22 protein-coding genes and 4 pseudogenes are annotated in these 21,455 nt (G+C 58.9%); 17 read left to right on the top strand and 9 right to left on the bottom strand.

The features are described from left to right. Positions 1-200 precede the first annotated feature (200 nt). Positions 201-623, bottom strand: coding sequence for an Lrp/AsnC family transcriptional regulator (locus tag BM225_RS20515; protein ID WP_092465402.1), 423 nt, complete (start codon positions 621-623; stop codon positions 201-203). A 126-nt stretch (positions 624-749) separates the two neighbouring features. On the opposite strand from BM225_RS20515, the gene rocF reads away from it, so the two are divergent. Together rocF and BM225_RS20505 are read left to right on the top strand one after the other, a co-directional pair. Continuing rightward, the gene (gene rocF / locus BM225_RS20510) at positions 750-1,679 is read left to right on the top strand and encodes an arginase (protein ID WP_092465401.1); all 930 of its coding nucleotides are present in this window, start codon (positions 750-752) and stop codon (positions 1,677-1,679) included. A 27-nt stretch (positions 1,680-1,706) separates the two neighbouring features. Further along, positions 1,707-2,753, top strand: coding sequence for an ornithine cyclodeaminase (locus BM225_RS20505; protein WP_092465400.1), 1,047 nt, complete (start codon positions 1,707-1,709; stop codon positions 2,751-2,753). Between the two features lie 171 nt (positions 2,754-2,924). On the opposite strand, the gene BM225_RS20500 is transcribed toward BM225_RS20505, so the two are convergent. Beyond that, a complete protein-coding gene (locus BM225_RS20500) occupies positions 2,925-4,181 on the bottom strand; it encodes an MFS transporter (protein ID WP_092465399.1) in 1,257 nt (418 codons plus the stop codon). Positions 4,182-4,594: 413 nt separating this feature from the next. Between BM225_RS20500 and BM225_RS20495 the strand changes: the two genes are divergently transcribed. Further along, complete coding sequence (locus tag BM225_RS20495) at positions 4,595-5,389, top strand: siderophore-interacting protein (RefSeq protein WP_092465398.1); 795 nt, start codon at positions 4,595-4,597, stop codon at positions 5,387-5,389. A gap of 42 nt (positions 5,390-5,431) precedes the next feature. Here BM225_RS20495 and BM225_RS20490 read toward each other — a convergent pair. The 3 genes and pseudogenes from BM225_RS20490 to BM225_RS22450 all read right to left on the bottom strand — a co-directional run bounded on the left by BM225_RS20490 (position 5,432) and on the right by BM225_RS22450 (position 7,153). Then, positions 5,432-6,736: pseudogene (locus tag BM225_RS20490) on the bottom strand (TRAP transporter large permease). Next, positions 6,729-6,968, bottom strand: a complete 240-nt coding sequence (locus BM225_RS20485; protein ID WP_177218675.1) for a hypothetical protein — start codon at positions 6,966-6,968, stop codon at positions 6,729-6,731. Before BM225_RS20485 ends, BM225_RS20490 begins: the two are co-directional and overlap by 8 nt. A 38-nt stretch (positions 6,969-7,006) precedes the next feature. Next, complete coding sequence (locus BM225_RS22450; RefSeq protein WP_177218674.1) at positions 7,007-7,153, bottom strand: SDR family oxidoreductase; 147 nt, start codon at positions 7,151-7,153, stop codon at positions 7,007-7,009. 447 nt (positions 7,154-7,600) lie between these two features. Here BM225_RS22450 and phnC point away from each other — a divergent pair, with 447 nt between their 5' ends. From phnC to BM225_RS20455, 5 genes are all read left to right on the top strand, one after another. Further along, entirely contained in the window at positions 7,601-8,425 is an 825-nt protein-coding gene (phnC, locus tag BM225_RS20475) for a phosphonate ABC transporter ATP-binding protein (protein WP_092465395.1), read from the top strand. A gap of 66 nt (positions 8,426-8,491) precedes the next feature. Continuing rightward, complete coding sequence (gene phnD / locus BM225_RS20470; RefSeq protein WP_092465394.1) at positions 8,492-9,397, top strand: phosphonate ABC transporter substrate-binding protein; 906 nt, start codon at positions 8,492-8,494, stop codon at positions 9,395-9,397. Between the two features lie 70 nt (positions 9,398-9,467). Beyond that, the gene (gene phnE, locus BM225_RS20465) at positions 9,468-10,319 is read left to right on the top strand and encodes a phosphonate ABC transporter, permease protein PhnE (RefSeq protein WP_092465393.1); all 852 of its coding nucleotides are present in this window, start codon (positions 9,468-9,470) and stop codon (positions 10,317-10,319) included. Then, the gene (gene phnE, locus BM225_RS20460; RefSeq protein WP_092465392.1) at positions 10,319-11,638 is read left to right on the top strand and encodes a phosphonate ABC transporter, permease protein PhnE; all 1,320 of its coding nucleotides are present in this window, start codon (positions 10,319-10,321) and stop codon (positions 11,636-11,638) included. Before phnE (BM225_RS20465) ends, phnE (BM225_RS20460) begins: the two co-directional genes overlap by 1 nt. Continuing rightward, positions 11,638-12,249, top strand: a complete 612-nt coding sequence (locus BM225_RS20455; protein WP_092465391.1) for a DapH/DapD/GlmU-related protein — start codon at positions 11,638-11,640, stop codon at positions 12,247-12,249. Before phnE (BM225_RS20460) ends, BM225_RS20455 begins: the two co-directional genes overlap by 1 nt. Here the strand turns inward: BM225_RS20455 and phnF are convergent. Beyond that, the gene (phnF, locus tag BM225_RS20450) at positions 12,246-12,956 is read right to left on the bottom strand and encodes a phosphonate metabolism transcriptional regulator PhnF (RefSeq protein WP_092465390.1); all 711 of its coding nucleotides are present in this window, start codon (positions 12,954-12,956) and stop codon (positions 12,246-12,248) included. The genes BM225_RS20455 and phnF overlap by 4 nt on opposite strands. Before the next feature lie 91 nt (positions 12,957-13,047). Here phnF and phnG point away from each other — a divergent pair, with 91 nt between their 5' ends. From phnG to BM225_RS20410, 8 genes are read left to right on the top strand one after another with little or no spacing between them, the layout of a single operon-like run. After that, positions 13,048-13,503: a phosphonate C-P lyase system protein PhnG gene (gene phnG, locus BM225_RS20445; protein WP_092465389.1), complete on the top strand. Its 456-nt coding sequence runs from the start codon at positions 13,048-13,050 to the stop codon at positions 13,501-13,503. Then, positions 13,503-14,072: a phosphonate C-P lyase system protein PhnH gene (gene phnH / locus BM225_RS20440; protein ID WP_092465388.1), complete on the top strand. Its 570-nt coding sequence runs from the start codon at positions 13,503-13,505 to the stop codon at positions 14,070-14,072. Before phnG ends, phnH begins: the two co-directional genes overlap by 1 nt. Continuing rightward, on the top strand, positions 14,072-15,160 hold the full coding sequence (locus tag BM225_RS20435; protein WP_092465387.1) for a carbon-phosphorus lyase complex subunit: 1,089 nt from the start codon (positions 14,072-14,074) through the stop codon (positions 15,158-15,160). Before phnH ends, BM225_RS20435 begins: the two co-directional genes overlap by 1 nt. Then, positions 15,157-16,029 carry an alpha-D-ribose 1-methylphosphonate 5-phosphate C-P-lyase PhnJ gene (locus BM225_RS20430; protein WP_092465386.1) on the top strand — a complete coding sequence of 291 codons (873 nt, stop codon included), beginning with the start codon at positions 15,157-15,159 and terminating at the stop codon, positions 16,027-16,029. Before BM225_RS20435 ends, BM225_RS20430 begins: the two co-directional genes overlap by 4 nt. Further along, on the top strand, positions 16,026-16,796 hold the full coding sequence (gene phnK, locus BM225_RS20425; protein WP_092465385.1) for a phosphonate C-P lyase system protein PhnK: 771 nt from the start codon (positions 16,026-16,028) through the stop codon (positions 16,794-16,796). The genes BM225_RS20430 and phnK overlap by 4 nt, the downstream gene beginning before the upstream one ends. 1 nt (position 16,797) lies before the next feature. Continuing rightward, a complete protein-coding gene (phnL, locus tag BM225_RS20420; protein ID WP_092465384.1) occupies positions 16,798-17,481 on the top strand; it encodes a phosphonate C-P lyase system protein PhnL in 684 nt (227 codons plus the stop codon). After that, complete coding sequence (gene phnN / locus BM225_RS20415; protein ID WP_092465383.1) at positions 17,481-18,047, top strand: phosphonate metabolism protein/1,5-bisphosphokinase (PRPP-forming) PhnN; 567 nt, start codon at positions 17,481-17,483, stop codon at positions 18,045-18,047. Before phnL ends, phnN begins: the two co-directional genes overlap by 1 nt. 9 nt (positions 18,048-18,056) lie before the next feature. Further along, a complete protein-coding gene (locus BM225_RS20410) occupies positions 18,057-19,196 on the top strand; it encodes an alpha-D-ribose 1-methylphosphonate 5-triphosphate diphosphatase (protein WP_092465382.1) in 1,140 nt (379 codons plus the stop codon). 251 nt (positions 19,197-19,447) lie between these two features. Here the strand turns inward: BM225_RS20410 and BM225_RS20405 are convergent. The 3 genes and pseudogenes from BM225_RS20405 to BM225_RS20395 all read right to left on the bottom strand — a co-directional run. After that, positions 19,448-19,672: pseudogene (locus BM225_RS20405) on the bottom strand (transposase); the annotation flags it as partial. 165 nt (positions 19,673-19,837) lie between these two features. Beyond that, a complete protein-coding gene (locus BM225_RS20400; protein ID WP_245780565.1) occupies positions 19,838-20,755 on the bottom strand; it encodes an endonuclease/exonuclease/phosphatase family protein in 918 nt (305 codons plus the stop codon). A 115-nt stretch (positions 20,756-20,870) separates the two neighbouring features. After that, a pseudogene (locus tag BM225_RS20395) lies at positions 20,871-21,161 on the bottom strand (integrase core domain-containing protein); the annotation flags it as partial. A gap of 136 nt (positions 21,162-21,297) precedes the next feature. Here BM225_RS20395 and BM225_RS22245 point away from each other — a divergent pair. Next, positions 21,298-21,455: pseudogene (locus BM225_RS22245) on the top strand (IS110 family transposase); the annotation flags it as partial.

Below are 21,455 nucleotides of genomic sequence, written 5' to 3'. Positions count from 1 at the left end.
CTTCGCATTCAGCATATCTTCGATCGCGCGTCTTTCGTGTAAATCCAGTTCTGTGTGGGCCATGTCCGGTCTCCTTGCTTTTCAGCAAGATAGAGCGTTTGTCGCAACCCAGTTTAGAATGTGCCCGCGTCCATGCGGACCACGCATAATGAGAATTATGTAAAATAATGGAATCTTGGAAGTCGGCTCAACTCACAGCGTCACCCGCCAACAGACGTCAGCAAGATACTGCTTTGGCTGTTCAGCACACCGGGAACCTCTCGTACCTCGCGGAGGACACGGTCGAAATCCGCCAAATTGTCCGTTCGGATTTCCACCACTAAGTCCCAAGCACCATTCGTTGCATAAATATGAGTGACTTCAGCGATTGACGACAAGGTTTTGATGACTTTGCGCGACATGCTGCCCTGGAGTTCGACGAGCGTGATTGCACGAACGGTACTGTCCTGATCCGTGTCCGTCTCGATGGTGAAGCGACGAATGCGACCTTCGGCGATCAACGCATCTAGGCGCGCTTTGGCTGTGGCACGAGACACGCCGATGCGTTGGGATAAGTCTGTCACTGACATTCGCGCGTCAGCACGCAGAGCGGCAACAATTTTTCGATCGGTTGGCGGGAGCATTTCTTATCACTTTGCCTGAAACTGCTTCTCAAAGTGTTCGATCGGGCTTAAATTTTTGTCAATCTTTCGTGTCGTTTTGATCGCCAGATTCCTGAATGCTCTGACCAAGACTTTCAGGAGAGATCTATGACACGCACGGCTGCCCTTATCGGGGCTCCAATCGAAACAGGCGCATCCCAAGCGGGATGCCTCATGGGGCCTGCCAGCCTGCGCACGGCGGGTATTGCAGCGTCGGCCTCAGCTTTGGGATGGGAAGTTTCCGATCTTGGCGACTGTCGCGTCGCGCCCCAACCCGCGATGCGGCACCCCAATACCGCCATTCATCATCTCGCCGATACGGCTAAGTTAATTGAGGAGCTGGAGCGCGCCGCCTTTGACGCCGCCCGAAACTACGATTTGCCGATCTTCATGGGAGGCGATCACTCAATAGCTGCTGGCACTGTTCCGGGCCTTGCGCGCCATGCAGCGGATCAAGGGCGCCACCTTTTTGTGCTCTGGTTGGATGCCCACCCTGATTTGCACACGCTCGACAGCACGCAGAGCGGGAATTTGCACGGGACGCCGGTCGCCTACTTCACTGGACAAGAGTCGTTTGAGGGCTATCCGCCGCTGCAGGCTTCGGTCGATCCGACCAACATTTGCATGATGGGGATCCGCTCGGTCGATGTGGCCGAGCAAAAGCGGATCGCGGCGATGGGGATCGAAGTGCATGACATGCGCGCCATCGACGAGACCGGCGTTCTGCCGCCGCTGGCACGTTTCATTGATCGGGTGCGCGCATCGAATGGGATGCTCCATGTCAGCTTTGATGTGGACTTCCTTGATCCCTCTATCGCGCCAGCTGTGGGCACCACCGTGCCCGGCGGAGCCACCTTCCGAGAGGCACATCTAATCATGGAAACTCTCTGTGACAGCGGGTTGGTCTCCTCTTTGGAACTGGTCGAACTGAACCCCTTTCTCGACGAGCGCGGGCGCACCGCGCAGCTGCTTTGCGACCTTACCGCCTCGCTCATGGGGCGCCGTGTGCTCGATCGCCCGACCCGCCGTTTCGCCTGATTTCCTATAGCCTACAGGACACCTGACATGACCCCCCTTCCCTCTGATTTGGCCTATGTTCCCTTTGTCTCAGTTGAAAATATGATGCGCCTCGTTCACGAGACCGGCGTTGAGACCTTCTTGCGCGAACTTGCGCAGTTCATCGAAGAAGATTTCAAGCGTTGGCCCGAGTTTGACAAAACCCCGCGCATCGCAAGCCATTCAGCGGATGGTGTGATCGAGTTGATGCCCACGGCAGATGCGGAGAATTACGGCTTCAAATATGTCAACGGGCACCCCAAAAACATGCGAGAGGGCTACCAGACCGTCACCGCCTTTGGCGTGCTGTCGTCGGTCGCCAACGGCTATCCCGTCTTGCTGACGGAAATGACTGTTCTGACCGCGTTGCGGACGGCCGCGACCTCGGCGGTTGTGGCGACATACCTCGCGCCAAAAAACAGTCAGGTTATGGGCATGATCGGCAATGGCGCGCAATGCGAGTTCCAAGCTCTGGCGTTCCGCACCCTCTTGGGCATCAACACAGTGCGTCTCTACGATGTAGACCCGAGCGCGACTGACAAAGCGGCACGTAATCTAAAGGCTCAGGGTTTTGAGGTGATCAAATGCCAAAGCGCCGAAGACGCCGTCGAAGGGGCGCAGATCATCACGACCTGCACAGCGGACAAACAATATGCCACGATCCTGACCGACAACATGGTTGGCTCGGGCCAACACATCAATGCGATCGGCGGCGACTGTCCGGGCAAGACGGAGCTGCACAAAGACATCCTGCTGCGGTCTGATATCTTTGTGGAATATCCAGAGCAGACCCGCATCGAAGGTGAAATCCAGCAGCTGGCACAGGACTATCCTGTGACCGAGCTATGGCGGGTGATGCGCGGCGAAGCCGAAGGGCGACGCGACCAGAAACAAACAACTTTGTTCGACAGCGTCGGCTTCGCGATCGAGGATTTCTCTGCCCTGCGCTACGTGCACTCCAAGATCCAAGGGACAGATTTCGCGCAGCCCTTGGATATGTTGGCTGATCCTGATGATCCCCGTGATCTGTTTGGAATGTTGGCGCGTGCAAAATAGCTATGGCGCGGGAACGCCCTTCAGTGGTCTGCTGCACGTCGGAGCATTTCCTGTCATGTCGCTCTGCACTGTGCCGCTGGGAATTCCCCTTTGTATGCCGTCGCGAGAACGGCGATCTAGGGACTCTCAGTGATCGCGGCACAAAGTTCAATACGAGCGCTTGAGGCTCGTTCAGTCGCCCCCCTGTTTTTCCTCGACCTGATCAACAGACCAAGCCGTGGCGGCCTCGATCGCAACAGGAGAGGTTGTCGGAATGATGTTCAGGTAGGCTTCGGTCTCTTCGACGGGTGTCGATGCGCGCTGTGTCATGCGATACAGGGCATAGGCGGCAATAATCGCGAAAGTCGCAGTCAAAACCAGCCAGAAGCCATTGGGACCGATGATCTGCATGGCCCAACCACACAAGAGCGGTCCGCCGATCGCGCCTAAGCCGAAAATAAAGACCAAGCCACCCGACGCTGCCGGCATGTCGTCAGGCGACAGGTCGTCGTTTGCGTAGGCAAGGAACAGGGAATAGAGCGGCGTGGTCACTCCGCCCGAGATAAAGGCTGCCGCCAAGAGCAGTTCTGATCTCAGGTCAGAGACAAGTCCCAGCCCACATCCGACCGCCCCAAGCAAGGCCGCTCCCAAGATCAGCTTGCGGCGATCCATGATATCCGAGAGCCAGCCGATCGGAAATTGCAGGAACAGCGCTCCTGCAAAAAGCATCGCCACAAAAAGCGCGATTTGCGGGGCAGACATCCCGATCTGGGTCCCGAAAACCGCAGCCATCCCCGACTGCGTCGCGTAGATACTGCCGAGAAAAAAGGTGCCAGCGGTGCCAAGTGGCGCTGCCTTGAACAGGCGCTTCAAAGACATCGGTTGCGTCACAGCGACGGCGGGTGTCGGGGTGACCGACAACAGGATCGGCGCGAACGAGATCGAGACCAGAATGGAAGCGAAGATAAACAGCACCGAGGTCGCCGCGTCTCCGAATGTGAGCAGCCATTGCGCCCCGATCACGCCAAGCGTTTGCGCGATCATATAGGCAGACAGGATCTTGCCTCGGGATTCATTGGTCGCAGCTTGATTAAGCCAACTCTCTGCCGAGACATACACCCCTGACATGCAGAACCCGATAATGAGCCGCAAAGGTGTCCATGCCCAAGGCTCAGCGGCGAGCGGCAGAGCAATAAGACCTGCGGACATAAAGCTGCCAAGAGCGGCAAACACACGGACATGTCCGACCCGACGTATGAGAATTGGGGTGATCCGAGCGCCAGACAAGAAGCCGATGTAATATCCGGACGTGATGATCGCGAGCGTCCCCGCCGAGAACCCTTCGATATCGCCGCGCAGGCCGATTAGGGTGAACTGCATCCCGTTGCCGAGCATGATCAAAAGCGTCCCAAGCAGGAGTGCCCAAACGCTTCCAAGGACTGAAATCATGTCGTTTCCTATCGCAATGACGGTTGTCTGCTGGTGTCTGTGAGAAAGCCTGCACCGGGGACCGAGCACGTGCCTTATTCGTACAGATCGCAGCATCGCGACAGCTTGTCTATTTTTGGGAAGTGGACTAGCGCCTTGCTATTGAACGATGTCGAAAAACAAGGCGCGCTTCGGTTCGATGACGGGTGGCACAGAGCCTCTCTGCTCATGTGTAATCAGGTGTCCCGCTACGGCTCGACAAAGGCGCGTGCTGTCCCACAAAGCACACCACTTTGTGCACGCAAACGGCATTGGCGCAGAGCGCGATTTGACTTAGGACTAAACGAAATCAGCGCGCTTTATAAAATGGCCAGCCAAAACGATATCCGCACCGATCAGATCGGGATGGGCACCCCAACGCGAAAGGCCACATCGTGAACCTCGAGACATTCAAGCAAGCCGCCGAAAACAACCCTCGCCTCCGTCGTGCCTCGGTCCTCTCGGTGACTGACATCACCCCCCACATGCGCCGCGTGGTTTTGGGCGGCGACATGCTGCAGGAGTTCCCCGAGGGTTTCGAAGGCGGCTACATCAAGCTTGTTTTTCTGGACCACCCCGCCAGTGAGCCGACCTCTCCGATCATGCGCACCTATTCTATCCGCGAACACGACACGGCGCGTGGGCAGATCACCGTGGACTTCGCATCGCATAGTGACACAGGCGGGGTCGCAATGGATTGGGTGCAGTCGGTCGCCAGCGGAGATGACATCGCCCTTATGGGACCGGGCAAAGTCAAAATGGTGCCAAAGCAAGCGGACTGGTACTTGATCGCAGCGGACATGACTGGACTGCCTGCCGCGCTGCGCAACGTTGAAATGCTGCCTGAAAAGGCCCGAGGTCACGTGATCCTTGAAATTCCGACCGAGGCAGACAAACAGGATCTGCCGCTTCCGCAGGGCATGTCGATCCAGTGGGTCATCAATCCCGCGCCTCAGGATTTGAACCATGTCTTGCTGGACGCGGTCAAATCCGCTGAATGGCTCGACGGTGCGCCGTTTGTCTGGACGGCCTGCGAGTTCGACACCATGCGCGCGTTACGCACTTACTACCGGACAGAACGCGGCGTGGAGCGCGATAGCTTTTACCTGTCTAGCTATTGGCGTGTTGGACGCTCTGAAGACCAGCATAAGATGGATAAACGCAAAGACGCCAACGCTGCGGCCGCTTGAGGAAACTTGGCAGAGCGCTCACTCAAGCGCTCGGCTACTTTCTTAATCAAACATAGAGTTCGGGATCCATAAGGCGATGCCGGGGATCAGGATGATCAGCAAAAGCGTTGCGATCATCGCCAGTAGGAAGGGCAGAACGCCGCTGAAAACGGTGGTCAGCGGCACATCCCCTGCGACGCCACGCACGACAAAGACGTTCAACCCCACCGGCGGCGTGATCATTCCCATTTCAATGACGATCACCGCGATGACACCGAACCAGATTGGATCAAAGCCGAGGCCTAGGATCACTGGGTAGTAAATCGGGATCGTCACAATCAGCATCGCCAGCCCATCAAGGAACTTCCCCAGCACCACATAGCTCAGTAGGATCAGCACAAGCGTGCCATACGGGCCAAGACCGAAGTGCGTGAGCATCTCCGAAAGCGCCAAGGGAATGTCGGTGATGGCTAGGAACGGGTTCAGCACATTGGCGCCAACCACGATCATATACAGCATGGCAGAGGTTTTAACCGTATCAGCCACCGCACTGGTAAAGGCGAAGCGGTTCAGTTTGCCCGTCCCCAGAGCGAGCAGGATCGCAAGACCCGCCCCAATGCCGGAGGCTTCGACCGGAGTAAAGACGCCAAGATAGATGCCTCCGATGCTGACAAGGACCATCCCCAGAAGCGGCGCAGCCTTGAGCAGCAGGCCGAAGCGCTCAAAGAACGGAACGGCTTCGCCGCGCGGGCCTTTTGACGGATCGCGCAATGTGACGATCCAGATCGCTGCGATGAACAGGATGGACATCAACAGGCCCGGCAAGATGCCCGCCATGAAAAGGCGACCGATGCTTTCTTCGGTCAAGATCGCGTAGATGACAAAGCCCGTAGAGGGCGGAATGAGGAAGCCAAGAGTTCCACCCGCGGCGATAGAGCCTGTTGCGAGGCCGGATGCATAGCCATAACGTTTCATTTCAGGCAGTGCCACGCGCCCGATTGTAACGGCAGTCGTGACTGAGGAGCCGGAAACAGCTGAAAACGCAGCGCAGCCGATGACGGACGCCGACGCTAGGCCACCCCGAAAACGTCCGATCCAAGCGTGCGCCGCGTCGTACAGCGCGCGGGAGTATCCGGCTTCGGACGCGATGTTGCCCAATAGGACAAACATCGACACCACGATGAGGTTGTAATTTGAGACGCTCGAATACGTTTCGGTGAACAGGATGGCCGTCGCACGGCGCAGCCCGTCCATCCACTAGATGTCGAAAAAGCCGGTCAGCAGCATGGCAAAGGCAACAGGGGTGCGCAGGATCATAACGGCAAACAGGCCCGCGATCCCGCAGACCCCGATGAGTACATCAGTCATTCGTCCTGCCCATAAGAAGGGACAAGGTCCGTACGGCAAAGACCAGCGCGCAGAGCGCCATGCCAGCAAAGATCGCGCCGTATACGGGCCAGAGCGGCAGCTCTAGCATGTTGGTCACGTCCCCGAACTTCAGAGCCTCCGCTGCCTTGTCCGAAGCGCGGCCGCACAGGCACCAATTAGCGCGAATTTTTGCGAGTTTTTGAGTGCCATCTGTTGTCTTGTTTGCGCCCATTCTATGCGGGGCTGACGCCATTCCGTCGTTTTTTTGCCCTAGAGAAGAGATAAACCGCCATCCACATTGATGGTTTGCCCAGTAATGAAATCGCACCCCATCAAGAACAAATAAGCCTGCGCGACTTCTTGGGGCATGCCTGTCCGCTTTAGTAGGGTTTGTTCTTTTAACTGACGTTGTGTCACGGCGACATCCTCGGCAGCGATCTCTCGCTAAAGCGGGGTTGGCGTCCACGTTGGCGCGACGACATTCACTCGAACCTTCGGAGCTAGCTCAATCGCTAAGCCGCGAACGAGGGTTGAGATCCTTCGTTTCCGAGGATGGCGCCAGAGGCGTTGTCAGGGCGACACCCGCTGCCTGCGGTAAATGTCATGCTGCCGCCTCTTGCCAAATGTGTGAAAAAATGGGGCTATTAATCCAACTTGCCAGCGAAGCGCGGGTGCCTCCAGAAATTTCGAACCATACAAGGGCATCAGGAGAAGCTTATTTCAGTCAATAGAACTTTGGATATTTGCTTTACGTCAGCAGAAAAACGAAAACACAAATTTTGATCAGTAATGAAAACTTTACAATTCTGTTCAGAAACTGACACGACGATCGGCGATTAGCATCCTCAAAATACGGGGACAGCTATGCTAGAAGTCAAGGCGCTGACGAAGAAGTTCGGTAACAACACCGCGGTTGATGCGGTGTCTTTCACAGTAGACCAGCCGCGCATGATCGGCATCATCGGTCGGTCCGGCGCGGGCAAGTCCACATTCCTACGCATGGTGAACCGGCTAACTGACGCATCCTCTGGCGCGCTGATGTTCCAAGGCACCAATGTGCTGGACCTGAAGGGCCGCGCTCGCCGCGAATGGCAGTCGGACTGTGCGATGATCTTTCAGCAGTTCAATCTGGTGCCGCGCATGGATGTGGTGTCGAACGTGCTACACGGAACATTGGGCAAGCGCTCGACCCTGTCGACCCTGTTCAACCTGTTCACCCAAGATGAAATCCACAAAGCGATCGACCTCTTGGAACGCCTTGGCATTGCCGAACACGCGGCCAAACGCGCCGAAGCCTTGTCCGGCGGTCAGCAGCAGCGCGTCGCGATCGCCCGCGCCCTGATGCAAGACCCCAAGATCATTCTGGCGGACGAACCCATCGCGTCGCTCGACCCGATGAACGCGCAGACCGTGATGGAGGCCCTGCGCCGTATCTACGAAGAAGACGGCCGCATGGTCATCGCGAACCTGCACACCCTCGACACCGCCCGCCGCTATTGCGACCGGATCATCGGGATGCGTGACGGCCGTATGGTGTTCGACGGCACGCCAGCGCAGCTGACCACTGGCGTGGCCCGCGACATCTATGGCGCAGGCGCGAGCTTTTCCGAGGCCGCGACCTCGACCGAAATCCGTGACCATGTCCACTCGGCCGAAGCCGAGAAGCTGATGGCAAAGGTCACGGTCTGACCCCTTTTCCCAAGTTTCATCAGCCCGTCAGGAAATAGGCGGGTATCAACAGTTGGAGAGACCACGATGAAAACTTTGATCGCTGCCGTTTTGGCCACCACCGCGCTGACCGGCGCTGCGGCTGCTCAGGACATCACCCAGTTCAACATCGGCATCCTTGGCGGCGAAAACGCGCAGGACCGTCTGAACAACCACGAGTGCCTGAAGAACTACACCGAAGAGACACTTGGCGTCGAAGCCAAGCTCTTCGCCCCCGCCGACTACAACGGCGTGATCCAAGGCCTGCTGGGTGGCACCATCGACATGGCATGGCTGGGGGCGTCGGGCTACGCCGCGACCTACCTGCAGGACCCCGAAGCGGTCGAACCGGTGCTGGTCAAAGTCAACATGGACGGCTCGATCGGCTACTACTCGATCGGCTTTGCCCGCAAGGACAGCGGCATCACTTCGCTGGACGATATGGAAGGCAAGACCTTTGGCTTCGGAGATCCGAACTCGACCTCGGGCTTCCTGATCCCTTCGATCGAGATCCCCCAATACAAAGAGGGCATCACCATGGAGTCGGGTGATTACTTCAAAGAGGTTACCTTCACAGGTGGCCACGAGCAGACCATCGTAGCAGTGAACAATGGCGACGTGGACGGCGGCGTCACCTGGGCCGACGGTCAGGGCGCATGGGAAGACGGCTACAACTCTGGCGCTTTGCGCAAAGCGGTGGACGCTGGCTTGATCGACATGAACGAGCTGACCGAAATCTGGCGCTCGAAAGAGATCCCCGAAGGCCCCGTCGTTCTGCGCAAGGACCTGCCCGAAGAGGTCAAAGCCAAGATGACCGCTCTGGTCCAAGGCATGTACGAAATGGATCCCGAGTGCACCTACAACATCGCGGCAGGTGACAGCCTGGGCTTCCGCCCCATCAGCCACGACAATTACCTGTCGATCATCGCAGCACGCGAAGCGAAATCGAACTAAGCCCTTAGACCTATCAAAGGCCCCGTCCCCTGCGGCGGGGCCTTTGTCGCCTGCACCGGAGCCCCTCGCTATGACCTATCTCCCTACGGACACCCGCAGCCACTACGTGGCGTTGGTCCGCCGCAAGCGCCTGTATGGCGGCCTGACCCTTGGCATCTTTGCCTTGCTGATGATCAGCGGGTTCGGACTGGCGAATGACCGCAACGCGGGCGGGTTCTGGAAAGGGCTACCCAACATCTTCGACTTCCCTGCCGCGGTTTGGGAAGACACCGCCAAGCATCTGGCCGAAGTTCCCGGCCACTTGGTTACCTATTTCCCCGCGCTCATGGAAACGATCAACATCGCGGCTGTGTCGACACTCGTCGGCGCGATACTCGGCACAGTGCTGTCGCTGCTATCGACCCGCGGCTTGGCCCGCTGGCCCGCGATAATCCCCTTCTTTCGCCGTATTATGGACTTGATGCGCGCCATCCCCGAGATCGTGATCGCCTTGATGCTGATCTTCGTTCTAGGAGGTGGGCCTGTACCTGCCATGATCGCTATCGCGTTCCATACCAGTGGCGCTTTAGGCAAACTCTTTTCTGAAGTGAACGAAAACGTAGACCTCAAGCCGGTCGAAGGACTCGCGAGCGTCGGCGCCAAGTGGGGACAGCGTATGTGGCTTGGCGTCATCCCGCAGGTTGCGCCCAATTATTTCAGCTACGCGCTTCTGCGGTTTGAGATCAACGTGCGCGCCTCGGCGATCCTAGGTTTCGTTGGCGCAGGCGGCATCGGGTACGAGCTGAAGAACGCCATGTCATGGGGCCAAGGCAAATACGACGAGGCCGCTGCGATCTTTATCCTGCTATTCCTGACCATCGTCGCCTTTGACCAGCTGTCCAGCCACGTCCGCAACCGCCTGATTTCCGAAGGGGGCCACTGATGTCCACCGATGTCCTTTCGCGCGAAACCCTTTATGCCGAAGCGGGCCGGATGTTCCAGCGCAAGAAGCTGATGTCCTTTGCTCTACCGGCGGTCATTCTGGTCTATCTGGCCTATGTCTTCTTTGCCTTCGACATCCCCGGGCTGGCTGAACGCGCCCGTTGGGACAACGCACAGACGCTGATGTCGGACACCTACAGCTACAAAACCCACGTCACCCGCGACAATCGAAATGGCGAGGTCACCGTCGCGATCGAGGGCGAGCGCAAAGGCACCTATGACACGGGTTCCGCACCGGATTGGGTTGACCTAAACGGTCAAACCACTCGTATCGACCTTGGCGGCGGCCAGATCGTCACCTTCTTGCCGAATAACGCGCTGCGCTTTGACATCCCCAGCTATGGCGTGATCGAGGCAGCCATGGTCGGCCGCAGTATCGAAAGCAATCTGACTGGCGAGCTACCTGACTGGATTTCGTCGTCTCGTTCGCGGCTGCAAATCACCACCGACGAGGGCCGTGTGTCCCTGACCCGTAACAAGACTGAGGCGTTCAACTACTTTGTCGGTTGGGAGTTGTTCTGGTTCACCCTCGACAGCCCCTACCACGGTCACAGCCTGTTCCAGATCCTGTTCGGCGACCAGATCGTGAACGGCCAGAGCAACCTTGCGGGCGCGTGGCATGACTTCTGGTACAACCCGATGTGGCACCACAACATGGTGGCTTGGGCGATCTTTGAAACCATCCTGATGGCCTTCCTCGGGACCTTTGGCGCGGCTGTTGTCTCGCTGCCTCTTGCCTTCCTTGCGGCCAAAAACTTTGCCCCGTTGATGGCCGTGCGGTTTGCGCTGCGCCGCGTGTTCGACCTGTTCCGCGGGATTGACGGGCTGATCTGGACGATCATTCTGGCCCGTGCCTTTGGCCCTGGCCCCATGACCGGCGCGCTGGCGATCCTGCTGACTGACACCGGATCCTTCGGCAAAATGTTCTCAGAGGCGCTGGAAAACGTGGATGGCAAACAGATCGAGGGCGTTGCCTCGACCGGTGCCGCCAAATCCCATGTCTACCGCTTTGGGGTCATTCCGCAGGTCACCCCTGTCCTGTTGTCTCAAGTCTTGTACTTCTTTGAATCCAATACGCGTAGCGCTACCATCATCGGCGCGATCACCGGTGGCGGCATCGGCCTGCTGCTCACCCAAGCCATGCTAACCCAGAAAGACTGGGAAGAGGTCACCTACTACATCATCCTCGTCGTGCTGATGGTCATGGTGATGGACACGGTCTCGAGCTGGCTGCGCAACAAGCTGATCAAGGGCGAATGATGCCGCGTCTCGGACCTGACCCCTTCATCCATCCTGACTGCGATATCACCGGATCCAGCTTTGGCGACTATGTCGAGATCGGCAACGGTAGCCGTCTGAACAATGCTGTCTTTGGCGACTACAGCTATTGCGACCGCTACGCCGATATCGCCAACGCGCGGATTGGCAAGTTCGCAAACATCGCAGCCTTTAGCCGGATCGGGCCGACAGACCACCCGATGGCGCAGGCATCGCTGCACCACTTCCTGTATCGTTCTGACGACTACTGGGAGGATGCTGAACGAGACGAACCATTCTTTGATCACCGCCATGCGCGCCTCGCCCACATCGGGCACGATACGTGGATTGGCCACAACGCGGTGATCAAGCCAGAGGTGGCCATAGGGCACGGCGCAGTCGTCGCCGCAGGCGCGGTGGTGACCAAGGATGTTGCCTCCTACACCATCGTCGCCGGCCTGCCCGCGACACCGATCCGCAAGCGGTTCGAAACACCAATCGCCGAACGCTTGATGGAAGTGGCATGGTGGGACTGGCCGCATCAGGTGCTGCGCGAACGGCTTCCTGATTTCCGCAGCCTCCCGATCGAAGCCTTCCTCGAGAAATACGCCTAGTCGTTTGCGAGCATCAGCGCCACGCGATCGCCGACAAAGCAAGTGATCCCACGCTCGATCGGCACCCCGTCGAGCGTGGTGTTCAGCCCCACGGTTCGCAAAATCGGCGCGCCCTCGCGGATCCCCAGCAAGGCGGCTTGGCCCGCATCCGCAAGCTCTGCGGTAACTCGCGTGTCGCGGCGCACGTAATCCTGCACCCCAATTCGGCGCAGGGCCTCGGTGACCGACGGGATCTCGGCCAGCGCCTCTTGCAGGCCCTCCAGACGGGTGATCGGAAAGACGCTGACGAACTGCGCAACTGGCGTGTGGCTGGACAGGGACAATCCCTCGCAGACCAGCACCGGATCAGTGGGGGATAGGTCCAGTGCCTCGGCTTCGGTTGCGTCGCAGGGGCGTTGCTCCAGCCGCAGCATCTTGCGCGTCGGCGTCCGGCCAGAGGCGCGGATATTCTGGTGAAACCGCACGCGGCGTCCCAATGGATAATCGGTCGGCGCCGTCTCGACATAGACGCCAGAGCCGCGCCGCGACCGGACCAAGCCGCGCTCGGCCATATCGGTCAGGGCGCGGCGCACCGTGTGGCGGTTCACCCCGAAACGGGCGGACAGCTCTGCCTCGGTCGGCAGCTTGGTGCCCTCGGGGTAGTGGCCTGCCGCGATCTCTTGGCCGAGGGTCGCAGCGATGGAATTCCAGACAGTTGAGCGGGTCATTCACCAAAGCTTCACAAACAGAGACTTGCCAGCGTGAACGGCCAGTCGGTATGATTTGTATAGTTGTATATATAACTGCAGAGTCTGTCTAATGTCAAATCTCGATCCTGCCCAAGCGGCCCGCCAAAGCCGCATGAGCCTCTTGGCCAAGTCCGAGCCCAGCCGTTTGGCGGCACTCTTTCCTGCGCTGGCTGATGTGCCCGCACACACATGGCTCCGCACGCCCGAGGTTGGCGCTGTCATGGTGCGCGGCCGCATGGGCGGCACCGGCGCGCCCTTTAACCTTGGGGAAATGTCGGTGACCCGCTGCGCCTTGACCCTGCCCACGGGCGAGGTCGGTCATGCCTATGTCCAAGGCCGCGACAAGGACCACGCGACCCGCGCCGCACTGGTGGATGCGCTGATGCAAACTGCCCGCGCAGACGAGGTGCAGGCCACCGTTCTAGCCCCCCTGACGGCAGAGGCCACGACCGCTAATAGCGCCCGCGCAGCCAAGGCCGCCGCCACAAAGGTCGAGTTTTTCACTATGGTTCGCGGAGAGGACTGATGCCCCAAGACACCCTGACCGGAGGCTTCACCGAAGCGCCCCAGCAATCCGCCAGAGCGTTCCGCAGCCTGATGAACGCCCTCGCCCGCCCCGGCACCATCGAAGAGATCACTGGCGGCACGGGCCCAGCGCCCCTGTCCGCCGCAGCCGCGACCACCTTGCTCACCCTTTGCGATGGGGAAATGCCGATCCATCTGGCGGGCGGGCACGACACCGATGCGATCCGTCAGTGGATCGCCTTTCACATCGGCGCGCCCATTTGTGCCCGTAATCAGGCGATGTTCGCCGTTGGCACATGGCAGGCTCTAACCCCGATCACCGATTTCCCCATCGGCACGCCGGAATACCCCGACCGGTCCACCACCCTGATCGTGGAAATGGACACGCTGTCGAACACAGGTGCGACACTGACTGGCCCCGGCATTCTGACAACTGCACAGCTGTCCCTGCCCGAAACTGCCGCGTTCCAGCAGAACCGGCTGCTCTTTCCCATGGGCGTGGATTGCTACTTTACCGCGGGCACCCGCATCGCAGCCCTGCCCCGCTCGACCAAAGTGGAGGCGCACTGATGTATGTGGCTGTTAAGGGTGGCGAACGCGCCATCGACAATGCACATGACTGGCTGGCCGAAGAACGGCGCGGTCCGACCGATGTTCCCGAACTGTCGGTGGACCAGATCAAAAGCCAGATGACGCTCGCCGTGAACCGCGTGATGGCCGAAGGCTCGCTCTATGATCCCGACCTTGCGGCTCTGGCGATCAAGCAGGCGCGCGGCGATCTGATCGAAGCGATTTTCCTGATCCGCGCTTACCGCACCACCCTGCCGCGCCTCGGTCACTCGCGGCCCGTTGAAACGGACAAAATGGCCTGTGACAGGCGCATCTCTGCCACGTTCAAGGACGCGCCTGGCGGGCAGGTTCTTGGCCCGACCTTCGACTACACCCACCGCCTCTTGGACTTTAAACTCGCTGCCGATGGCGAAACGCCAGAAGCCGCGACCGCTGACCCGCTACAGGGCGACATGCCGCGGATTACCGAGTTCCTGAACCGCGATGGGCTGATCCAGACCGAAGAGCCTAGCGACGAAACCCCGCGCGACATGACCCGCGAGCCAATGGAATACCCCGCCGGCCGCCCTCTGCGACTGCAGGCGCTGACTCGCGGCGACGAAGGCTTTGTCCTTGGCATGGCCTATTCGACCCAGCGCGGCTACGGGCGCAACCACCCCTTTGTGGGCGAGTTGCGCATTGGCAAAGTCGCGGTCGAAATGGACATCCCCGAACTGGGCTTTGCGGTCGACATCGGCGAAATCACCGTGACGGAATGTGAAACCGTCAACCAGTTCCACGGCTCTAAAACCGAACCGCCGCAGTTCACCCGTGGCTATGGCCTTGTCTTTGGCCAGACCGAGCGCAAAGCGATTTCCATGGCACTCGTCGACCGCGCCCTGCGGTGGGAGGAGCTTGGTGAAGACAACCTGGGTGCGCCTGCGCAGGACGAGGAATTCGTTCTTAGCCATGCGGACAATATTCAGGCGACAGGTTTCCTCGAACACATCAAACTGCCGCACTACGTGGACTTCCAATCCGAATTGGAACTGGTCCGAAAAATCCGCAGCGAAGCGCAGGCCAGCACCCTGAAGGAGGCGGCAGAATGAGCGATCCAGCTTACAACTTTGCCTATCTGGACGAACAGACGAAACGCATGATCCGCCGCGCGATCCTCAAGGGCATCGCAATCCCTGGTTATCAGGTGCCTTTTGCCAGCCGCGAAATGCCTATGCCCTACGGCTGGGGCACGGGCGGGGTGCAGGTCTCGGCCGCGTGTCTGGTGCCCGAAGACACGATGAAAGTGATCGACCAAGGCGCGGATGACACCACCAACGCCGTCTCGATCCGCAAATTTTTTGAGAACACAGCAGGCGTGGCCACCACGGAAAAGACCCGCGAGGCGACCGTAATCCAGACCCGCCACCGCATCCCCGAAGAGCCTCTGACCGAAGATCAGATCCTTGTTTATCAGGTGCCGATCCCCGAACCCCTGCGCTTTCTGGAGCCTCGTGAGACCGAAACTCGCAAGATGCACGCGCTAGAAGAATACGGGCTGATGCACGTCAAACTCTACGAAGACATCGCGCAGCACGGCAATATCGCGACGGCCTATGCCTATCCGGTGCAAGTCGAAGGCCGCTATGTCATGGACCCCTCGCCCATCCCGAAATTCGACAATCCAAAGCTCGAGATGGCCGCGATCCAGCTGTTCGGCGCAGGCCGTGAACAGCGCATCTATGCGATTCCGCCCTATTCCAAGGTCGTCTCGCTGGATTTCGAAGACTACCCCTTCGAAGCCTCCAAAGCCGATCACCCCTGCGATCTTTGCGGGGCCGAGCACACCTATCTGGACGAGGTGATCATCGACGACGCGGGTGGGCGGATGTTCGTCTGCTCTGACACCGATTACTGCGGCGAGCGGCAGGCTGACGGCCACCGAGGCCGCCTGTCCCCTAAACTGGAGGCTGCCCAATGACCCCGCTTTTGTCCGTCCAGAATGTGGCGAAATACTACGGCGCGCGCGTCGGCTGCGAGGGTGTGAATTTCGACCTCTATCCCGGTGAAGTCATGGGCATCGTGGGCGAATCCGGCTCTGGTAAGTCCACGCTTTTGAACTGTCTGGCGGGGCACTTGGCCCCCGACGCGGGCAAGGTCCTGTTCGACACCCGCGCAAACGGGATGCAGGACACGGTCACCATGTCCGAACCCGAGCGCAGGATGCTAGGGCGCACCGATTGGGCCTTTGTTCACCAGAACGCCCGCGACGGTCTGCGCATGTCGGTCTCGGCAGGTGGCAACGTGGGCGAGCGTCTGATGGCCGTGGGCGCACGGAATTACGGCGACATCCGCGAACAAGCCATCGACTGGTTGGGACGGGTCGAGATCGCCACTGACCGCATTGACGACCGCCCGCGCCAGTTCTCTGGCGGGATGCAGCAGCGTTTGCAGATCGCGCGAAATCTTGTGACTGGCCCGCGGCTGGTGTTTATGGACGAACCGACAGGTGGTCTTGATGTCTCGGTCCAAGCGCGTCTGTTGGACCTCTTGCGTGGCTTGGTCCGCGAGATGGGTCTGTCCGCGATTATCGTGACACACGATTTGGCGGTTGTGCGTCTGCTGGCCGATCGCTTGATGGTGATGAAATCCGGTCAAGTGGTCGAAACCGGCCTGACCGACCAAGTGCTGGACGACCCCCAGCACGCCTATACCCAGCTTCTGGTCTCTTCGGTTCTACAGGTGTGACATGATCTGCGTTGAAAACCTTTCCAAGACGTTCACCCTGCACAACCAAGGCAGCGCCGTCATCCGCGTGATGGAAAACGCAAACTTCACCGTCGCGGCTGGCGAGTGCGTGGCTCTGAGCGGCAATTCCGGCGCGGGTAAATCCACATTGATGCGGATGATCTACGGCAACTATCTGGCGGCCAGCGGGCGCATCATGGTCGGCGATGTCGACGTGGCAAGCGCAGAGCCCCGCGAAATCCTCGACCTGCGCCGCAACACACTGGGGTACGTCAGCCAGTTTCTGCGGGTAGTCCCCCGCGTGGCGACTCTGGATGTGGTGGCCGAGCCGTTGCGCGCGGTCGGCGTGGATCAAGACGCCGCCTATGCCCGCGCTCGCGATCTGCTAGGCCGCCTAAACATCCCCGAAACACTCTGGGGTCTGTCGCCCACCACCTTTTCCGGCGGCGAGCAGCAGCGCGTGAACATTGCGCGGGGTTTTGCCCACACTTATCCGGCTTTGCTGCTGGACGAGCCCACGGCTTCGCTCGACGCGACGAACCGCGAAACGGTGCTGTCCCTGATCGAAGAGGCCAAAGCAGGCGGCGCGGCGATCATCGGCATCTTCCACGACGCCCCTGCACGGGACCGCGTGGCGGATCGCGAAATCGACGTGTCTGCCTTTACGCCAAAGCGAGCCGCGTGATGGCGGGGCGGCTCTTTGCCATTGTTGGCCCCTCTGGCGCGGGGAAGGACACCTTGATCGCCGGAGCCAAGGCACACCTGCCCGATCTGGTGGTCACCAAACGCGTCATCACCCGTCCCGCCGCCGCAGGGGGTGAAGATTTCGAAGGCGCGACCGAGGCCGAATTCGACCGCCGCCGAGACGCAGGAGAGTTTGTGATCCACTGGCAGGCCCACGGTCTGTCCTATGGCATCCCCGCATCGATCATCAGCGACCTGAATGCTGGAAAGACCGTGATCTTCAACGGCTCTCGCGCTGCGTTGGACCGCGCGCGGGCACAGTTTCCCGCGTTAGAGGTAGTCCTGATCACGGCCAATCCAGAGGTGTTGGCCAACCGCCTAAACACCCGCGGGCGCGAAACCCGCGAGGACATTCTAGAGCGTCTGTCCCGCGTCGATCTGTCCGTGCCAGCGGGCCTGCCCGTCCACCGCATCGACAACAACGGCGCTCTGGAAGACGCCGTTCATCAGCTTGTTACCCTGCTTGGGCAAGAGGCCATAGCGCCCGCCTCAAGTGGCACACTGTAAGGACCTGACATGAGTGATCTTATTCTGACCAATGCCCGCATCGTTCTGGATGACGAGGTGATCACCGGCTCCGTTACCCTGCGCGACGGCCGCATTCACGAGGTCGATCAAGGATACTCTAGGATTCCAGGCGCTATCGACTGCGCCGGCGATTTGTTGATCCCTGGACTGATAGAATTGCATACCGACAATCTGGAACGGCACATGGAGCCCCGACCCAAGGTCGACTGGCCCCATGCCGCTGCTATTATGGCTCACGATGGCGAGTTGGCATCGGTCGGGATCACAACTGTATTTGATGCAATGCGTGTGGGTTCAATTCTGTCCGGCAAGAGCCGCTACAACGAATACGCACGCAAGGTGACTACTGAACTTATGGAGTTGCGCACCTCTGGCGCACTTAGGATTAGTCACTTTCTGCATTTACGAGCCGAAGTCTGTTCTGAAACACTTGAGGCCGAGATGGCGCTCTTTGGTCCTGACGACCGTGTCGGCCTAGTTTCGCTCATGGACCACACGCCTGGCCAACGTCAATTTCGTGACCTGTCCAAGCTGCAAGATTACGTTCAGAAAAAGCACGCGATGACAGACGCCGAATTTGACGAACACGTAGCCCATTTGCGGAGTTTGCGCGCCGAGTTCGGGGACCAACACGAGGCTGTGGCTGTCTCTGAGGCTAAGCGATATGGCGCAGTGCTGGCTTCGCATGATGACACGACAACAGATCATGTCACTGTGTCTGCTGGCTATGGCGTCAGGGTCGCCGAGTTCCCCACCACGGTCGAAGCTGCAACTGCCTGCCACGACCGCAACATCGCTGTGATGATGGGTGCACCTAACCTAATCCGGGGCGGCTCGCACTCAGGTAACGTGGCCGCGCAAGAGTTGGCCGAGAAAGACCTGCTGGACATAGTGTCCTCGGACTACGTGCCCTCGGCGCTGATGACCTCGGCCTTCTTGCTTTCGCAACTTTGGGACGATCTACCACGTGCGATTGCCACAGTCACCAAGACTCCTGCACAGTCTGTTGGCCTAACGGATCGTGGACGGATCGCAGAAGGCCTGCATGGCGATATTGTTCGAATTCACATGCTCAATGACACGCCAGTGTTACGCGGGGTCTGGAGTCATGGCCGACAAGTCGGCTAGCAACAGCAGCTTGCGGTGGTGTCCTAACGCCTCTTTCAGGCCCACTCGCAAACTGCCATCGGCTGATGATGGTTTCTCGCGACTGTCGTCACCTTGGTCTTTTATGGCTCTCATGTTTTCAGACCCGCCATACAAATAACTGAGTCGGGATTACTATGAAATGCGGCTCTGATGATCAGAGTCCCTGCGACCTGCTAGCGCCAGATTTTCTGTCCGGAGCCAGCTGCATCCCCTATGATACAAAGTTCGTGGCGAAGCTTGGGGATACTCAGTTCCACGCTGCCCGCGCGGGTCGGCCAGTCCCGCTCTCTGTAGTCGTTGCGTTGCACCATCCTGTCAGCGCTCTTCTCGCCGTATTCAGCGAAGGTCTTGGCGCCAACCTCTATCACCATCAGCCATTTAGCGGCTAAGCCGATCATCCTGCGCAATAAATCCGCATCATCGCTTCTTTCTACAAGCGCGCGGAGGTCCATCATGGGTTAGTTCATTGAGTGTCGTCCTTAGTTTAGGTGAGTGTTGAATCCCGACCCTACCAAGAAACCCGATGACCACCTGAGCTACACCGCTTCTGTGGACGTCACCGTTACCGGCGGCCTGGGTGGCAACTCCCAATCAAAATTGGTGCGTCTCTGAGTGGTTTCTTAGTCGAATTGTAAATCGATCAAGTACGGGTAGTGATCGGTTGGCCATTCGCCTAAGAATTTCTGCCTAATCACAGTTGGTTGGCTCGCTGTCTGTACATCGCCGATCCATCCTATGTGGTCGATCGCGCCGAAAAGGTTGAGGCCTCGGTTAAAGTGATAGGTTGCGCCTTCGACTGGGGCAAACGTGACGCCCTCGGCCTCTAAAATCTGGAGCGTCGTGTCGCCGAGACGCGCATTCAAATCCCCCATCACGAGGATCGTTTCGCCGGCCGCAACCCAAGGCTTGATGCGTTCGGCCACAAGTGCGACCGACTGTAGCCTGTTGCTGCGACTGGAAAAATCTGTGTGGATGTTCACGGCGCGAAACTCAGCGCCTGTTTCGCGATCCTCAAAGGCGGCCCACGTCGCGTAGGCCGGATAGGAACCATTAAAGGTCCGTGAATACAGTGTGTCTGGCGTGTCAGAGAAGAAGAACCAGCCTTGATCGGTCATGCGGAGCCGGTCCCTGCGATAGAGAAAAGGCTGGGTATTGGGGAAAATCGCGGGGTCGCCAGAGGCTGCGGCAGCAAACTCCGGATTGTTGGCGAGCAGGTAATCCAGCGTCAGATTTCCTTGGGTTTCCTCAGGACCAGAATGACTCTCCATTTCTTGGAAGGCCACTAAGTCAGCTGCAATATATTTGAACGCCTCGTTTAAAGGTGCTTTGCGCCGCTGCCAATCGGCGAGCGACCATGGCCCGGTCTCGCGCCGTACGGAGATGTAGTGGACGTTGTAAGTGGCTACGCGCAGAGCGCTTTCATCCTCGGGTGGCAGGTGGTCTGTGCCCGAATTGCGGTAAATTTGGGAACATGCGAGCAATGCAAGCAAGGCCACGAAGCCTGCAAGGGCTTTGAATACTAGTCTGACGTAGGCCACCGAACGTCCTCCTGACCTGCCACTGAACATTCATCCAGCTGCGATATGAGCCTGAAGTGTGTTTGCTCTGCCTACCAACTCTGGACCACCCGAAGCTGGAGTTTCGGCCCTATGATCACGATGACGGGCTAGTGACGTCATCTGGAAAGTGCAGTGCGCTTGGGACGTTGTATCCGATGGCGCTGTGTGGTCGGTCGTCGTTGTAGTGTCTACGCCAATCCTCCAGCTTTTCGCTGGCATCCGCAAGGCTCATGAACCAATGTGCGTTCAGGCACTCGGACCGGAGCTTGCTGTTGAATGCCTCGATGAAGCCGTTATCCGTCGGTTTTCCCGGTCGTGAGAAGTCCAGCGTGACGTCTTTTGCGTAGGCCCACAGGTCGAGGTCGCGAGACACGAACTCACTGCCGTAGCACGTCGGGAAGAAGCGCTGTTTTTTAGGTTATGGCCACTCGCGCAGCCCTCAAATAGCGCAGCGTGTGGCCATAACCGGTCTCAGGTCTCAACAATGGTTTTGCTGAACCACACCGCTGAGGAGACCGACTATGACCGTCAACCATTCTACCACTGCGACTGTGCTTGTCGCCATCGACATTTCCAAACACCGCCATGAGGTACTGATCGGGGTGCCGGGCAAGAAGCGTCGTCGGCGCATGACGATCCTGAACACACTGGAGGACTTCCAACGCCTGTCTGGGGCTCT

Source organism: Donghicola eburneus, assembly GCF_900115865.1.
GTDB classification, from domain to species: Bacteria; Pseudomonadota; Alphaproteobacteria; order Rhodobacterales; family Rhodobacteraceae; genus Donghicola; species Donghicola eburneus.
This window is presented reverse-complemented; position numbering and strand designations above follow the sequence as displayed.

Bases quoted from the DNA above. Each gene is read 5' to 3' on its own strand.
- BM225_RS20455 (WP_092465391.1), top strand. From the start codon at position 11,638: ATGCCGCGTCTCGGACCTGACCCCTTCATCCATCCTGACTGCGATATC.
- phnF (WP_092465390.1), bottom strand. From the start codon at position 12,956: ATGACCCGCTCAACTGTCTGGAATTCCATCGCTGCGACCCTCGGCCAA.
- phnE (WP_092465392.1), top strand. From the start codon at position 10,319: ATGTCCACCGATGTCCTTTCGCGCGAAACCCTTTATGCCGAAGCGGGC.
- phnC (WP_092465395.1), top strand. From the start codon at position 7,601: ATGCTAGAAGTCAAGGCGCTGACGAAGAAGTTCGGTAACAACACCGCG.
- phnH (WP_092465388.1), top strand. From the start codon at position 13,503: ATGCCCCAAGACACCCTGACCGGAGGCTTCACCGAAGCGCCCCAGCAA.
- phnL (WP_092465384.1), top strand. From the start codon at position 16,798: ATGATCTGCGTTGAAAACCTTTCCAAGACGTTCACCCTGCACAACCAA.
- BM225_RS20515 (WP_092465402.1), bottom strand. From the start codon at position 623: ATGCTCCCGCCAACCGATCGAAAAATTGTTGCCGCTCTGCGTGCTGAC.
- rocF (WP_092465401.1), top strand. From the start codon at position 750: ATGACACGCACGGCTGCCCTTATCGGGGCTCCAATCGAAACAGGCGCA.
- BM225_RS20505 (WP_092465400.1), top strand. From the start codon at position 1,707: ATGACCCCCCTTCCCTCTGATTTGGCCTATGTTCCCTTTGTCTCAGTT.
- BM225_RS20410 (WP_092465382.1), top strand. From the start codon at position 18,057: ATGAGTGATCTTATTCTGACCAATGCCCGCATCGTTCTGGATGACGAG.
- phnN (WP_092465383.1), top strand. From the start codon at position 17,481: ATGGCGGGGCGGCTCTTTGCCATTGTTGGCCCCTCTGGCGCGGGGAAG.
- phnK (WP_092465385.1), top strand. From the start codon at position 16,026: ATGACCCCGCTTTTGTCCGTCCAGAATGTGGCGAAATACTACGGCGCG.
- BM225_RS20430 (WP_092465386.1), top strand. From the start codon at position 15,157: ATGAGCGATCCAGCTTACAACTTTGCCTATCTGGACGAACAGACGAAA.
- BM225_RS20500 (WP_092465399.1), bottom strand. From the start codon at position 4,181: ATGATTTCAGTCCTTGGAAGCGTTTGGGCACTCCTGCTTGGGACGCTT.
- phnD (WP_092465394.1), top strand. From the start codon at position 8,492: ATGAAAACTTTGATCGCTGCCGTTTTGGCCACCACCGCGCTGACCGGC.
- phnG (WP_092465389.1), top strand. From the start codon at position 13,048: ATGTCAAATCTCGATCCTGCCCAAGCGGCCCGCCAAAGCCGCATGAGC.
- BM225_RS20485 (WP_177218675.1), bottom strand. From the start codon at position 6,968: ATGGGCGCAAACAAGACAACAGATGGCACTCAAAAACTCGCAAAAATT.
- phnE (WP_092465393.1), top strand. From the start codon at position 9,468: ATGACCTATCTCCCTACGGACACCCGCAGCCACTACGTGGCGTTGGTC.
- BM225_RS20435 (WP_092465387.1), top strand. From the start codon at position 14,072: ATGTATGTGGCTGTTAAGGGTGGCGAACGCGCCATCGACAATGCACAT.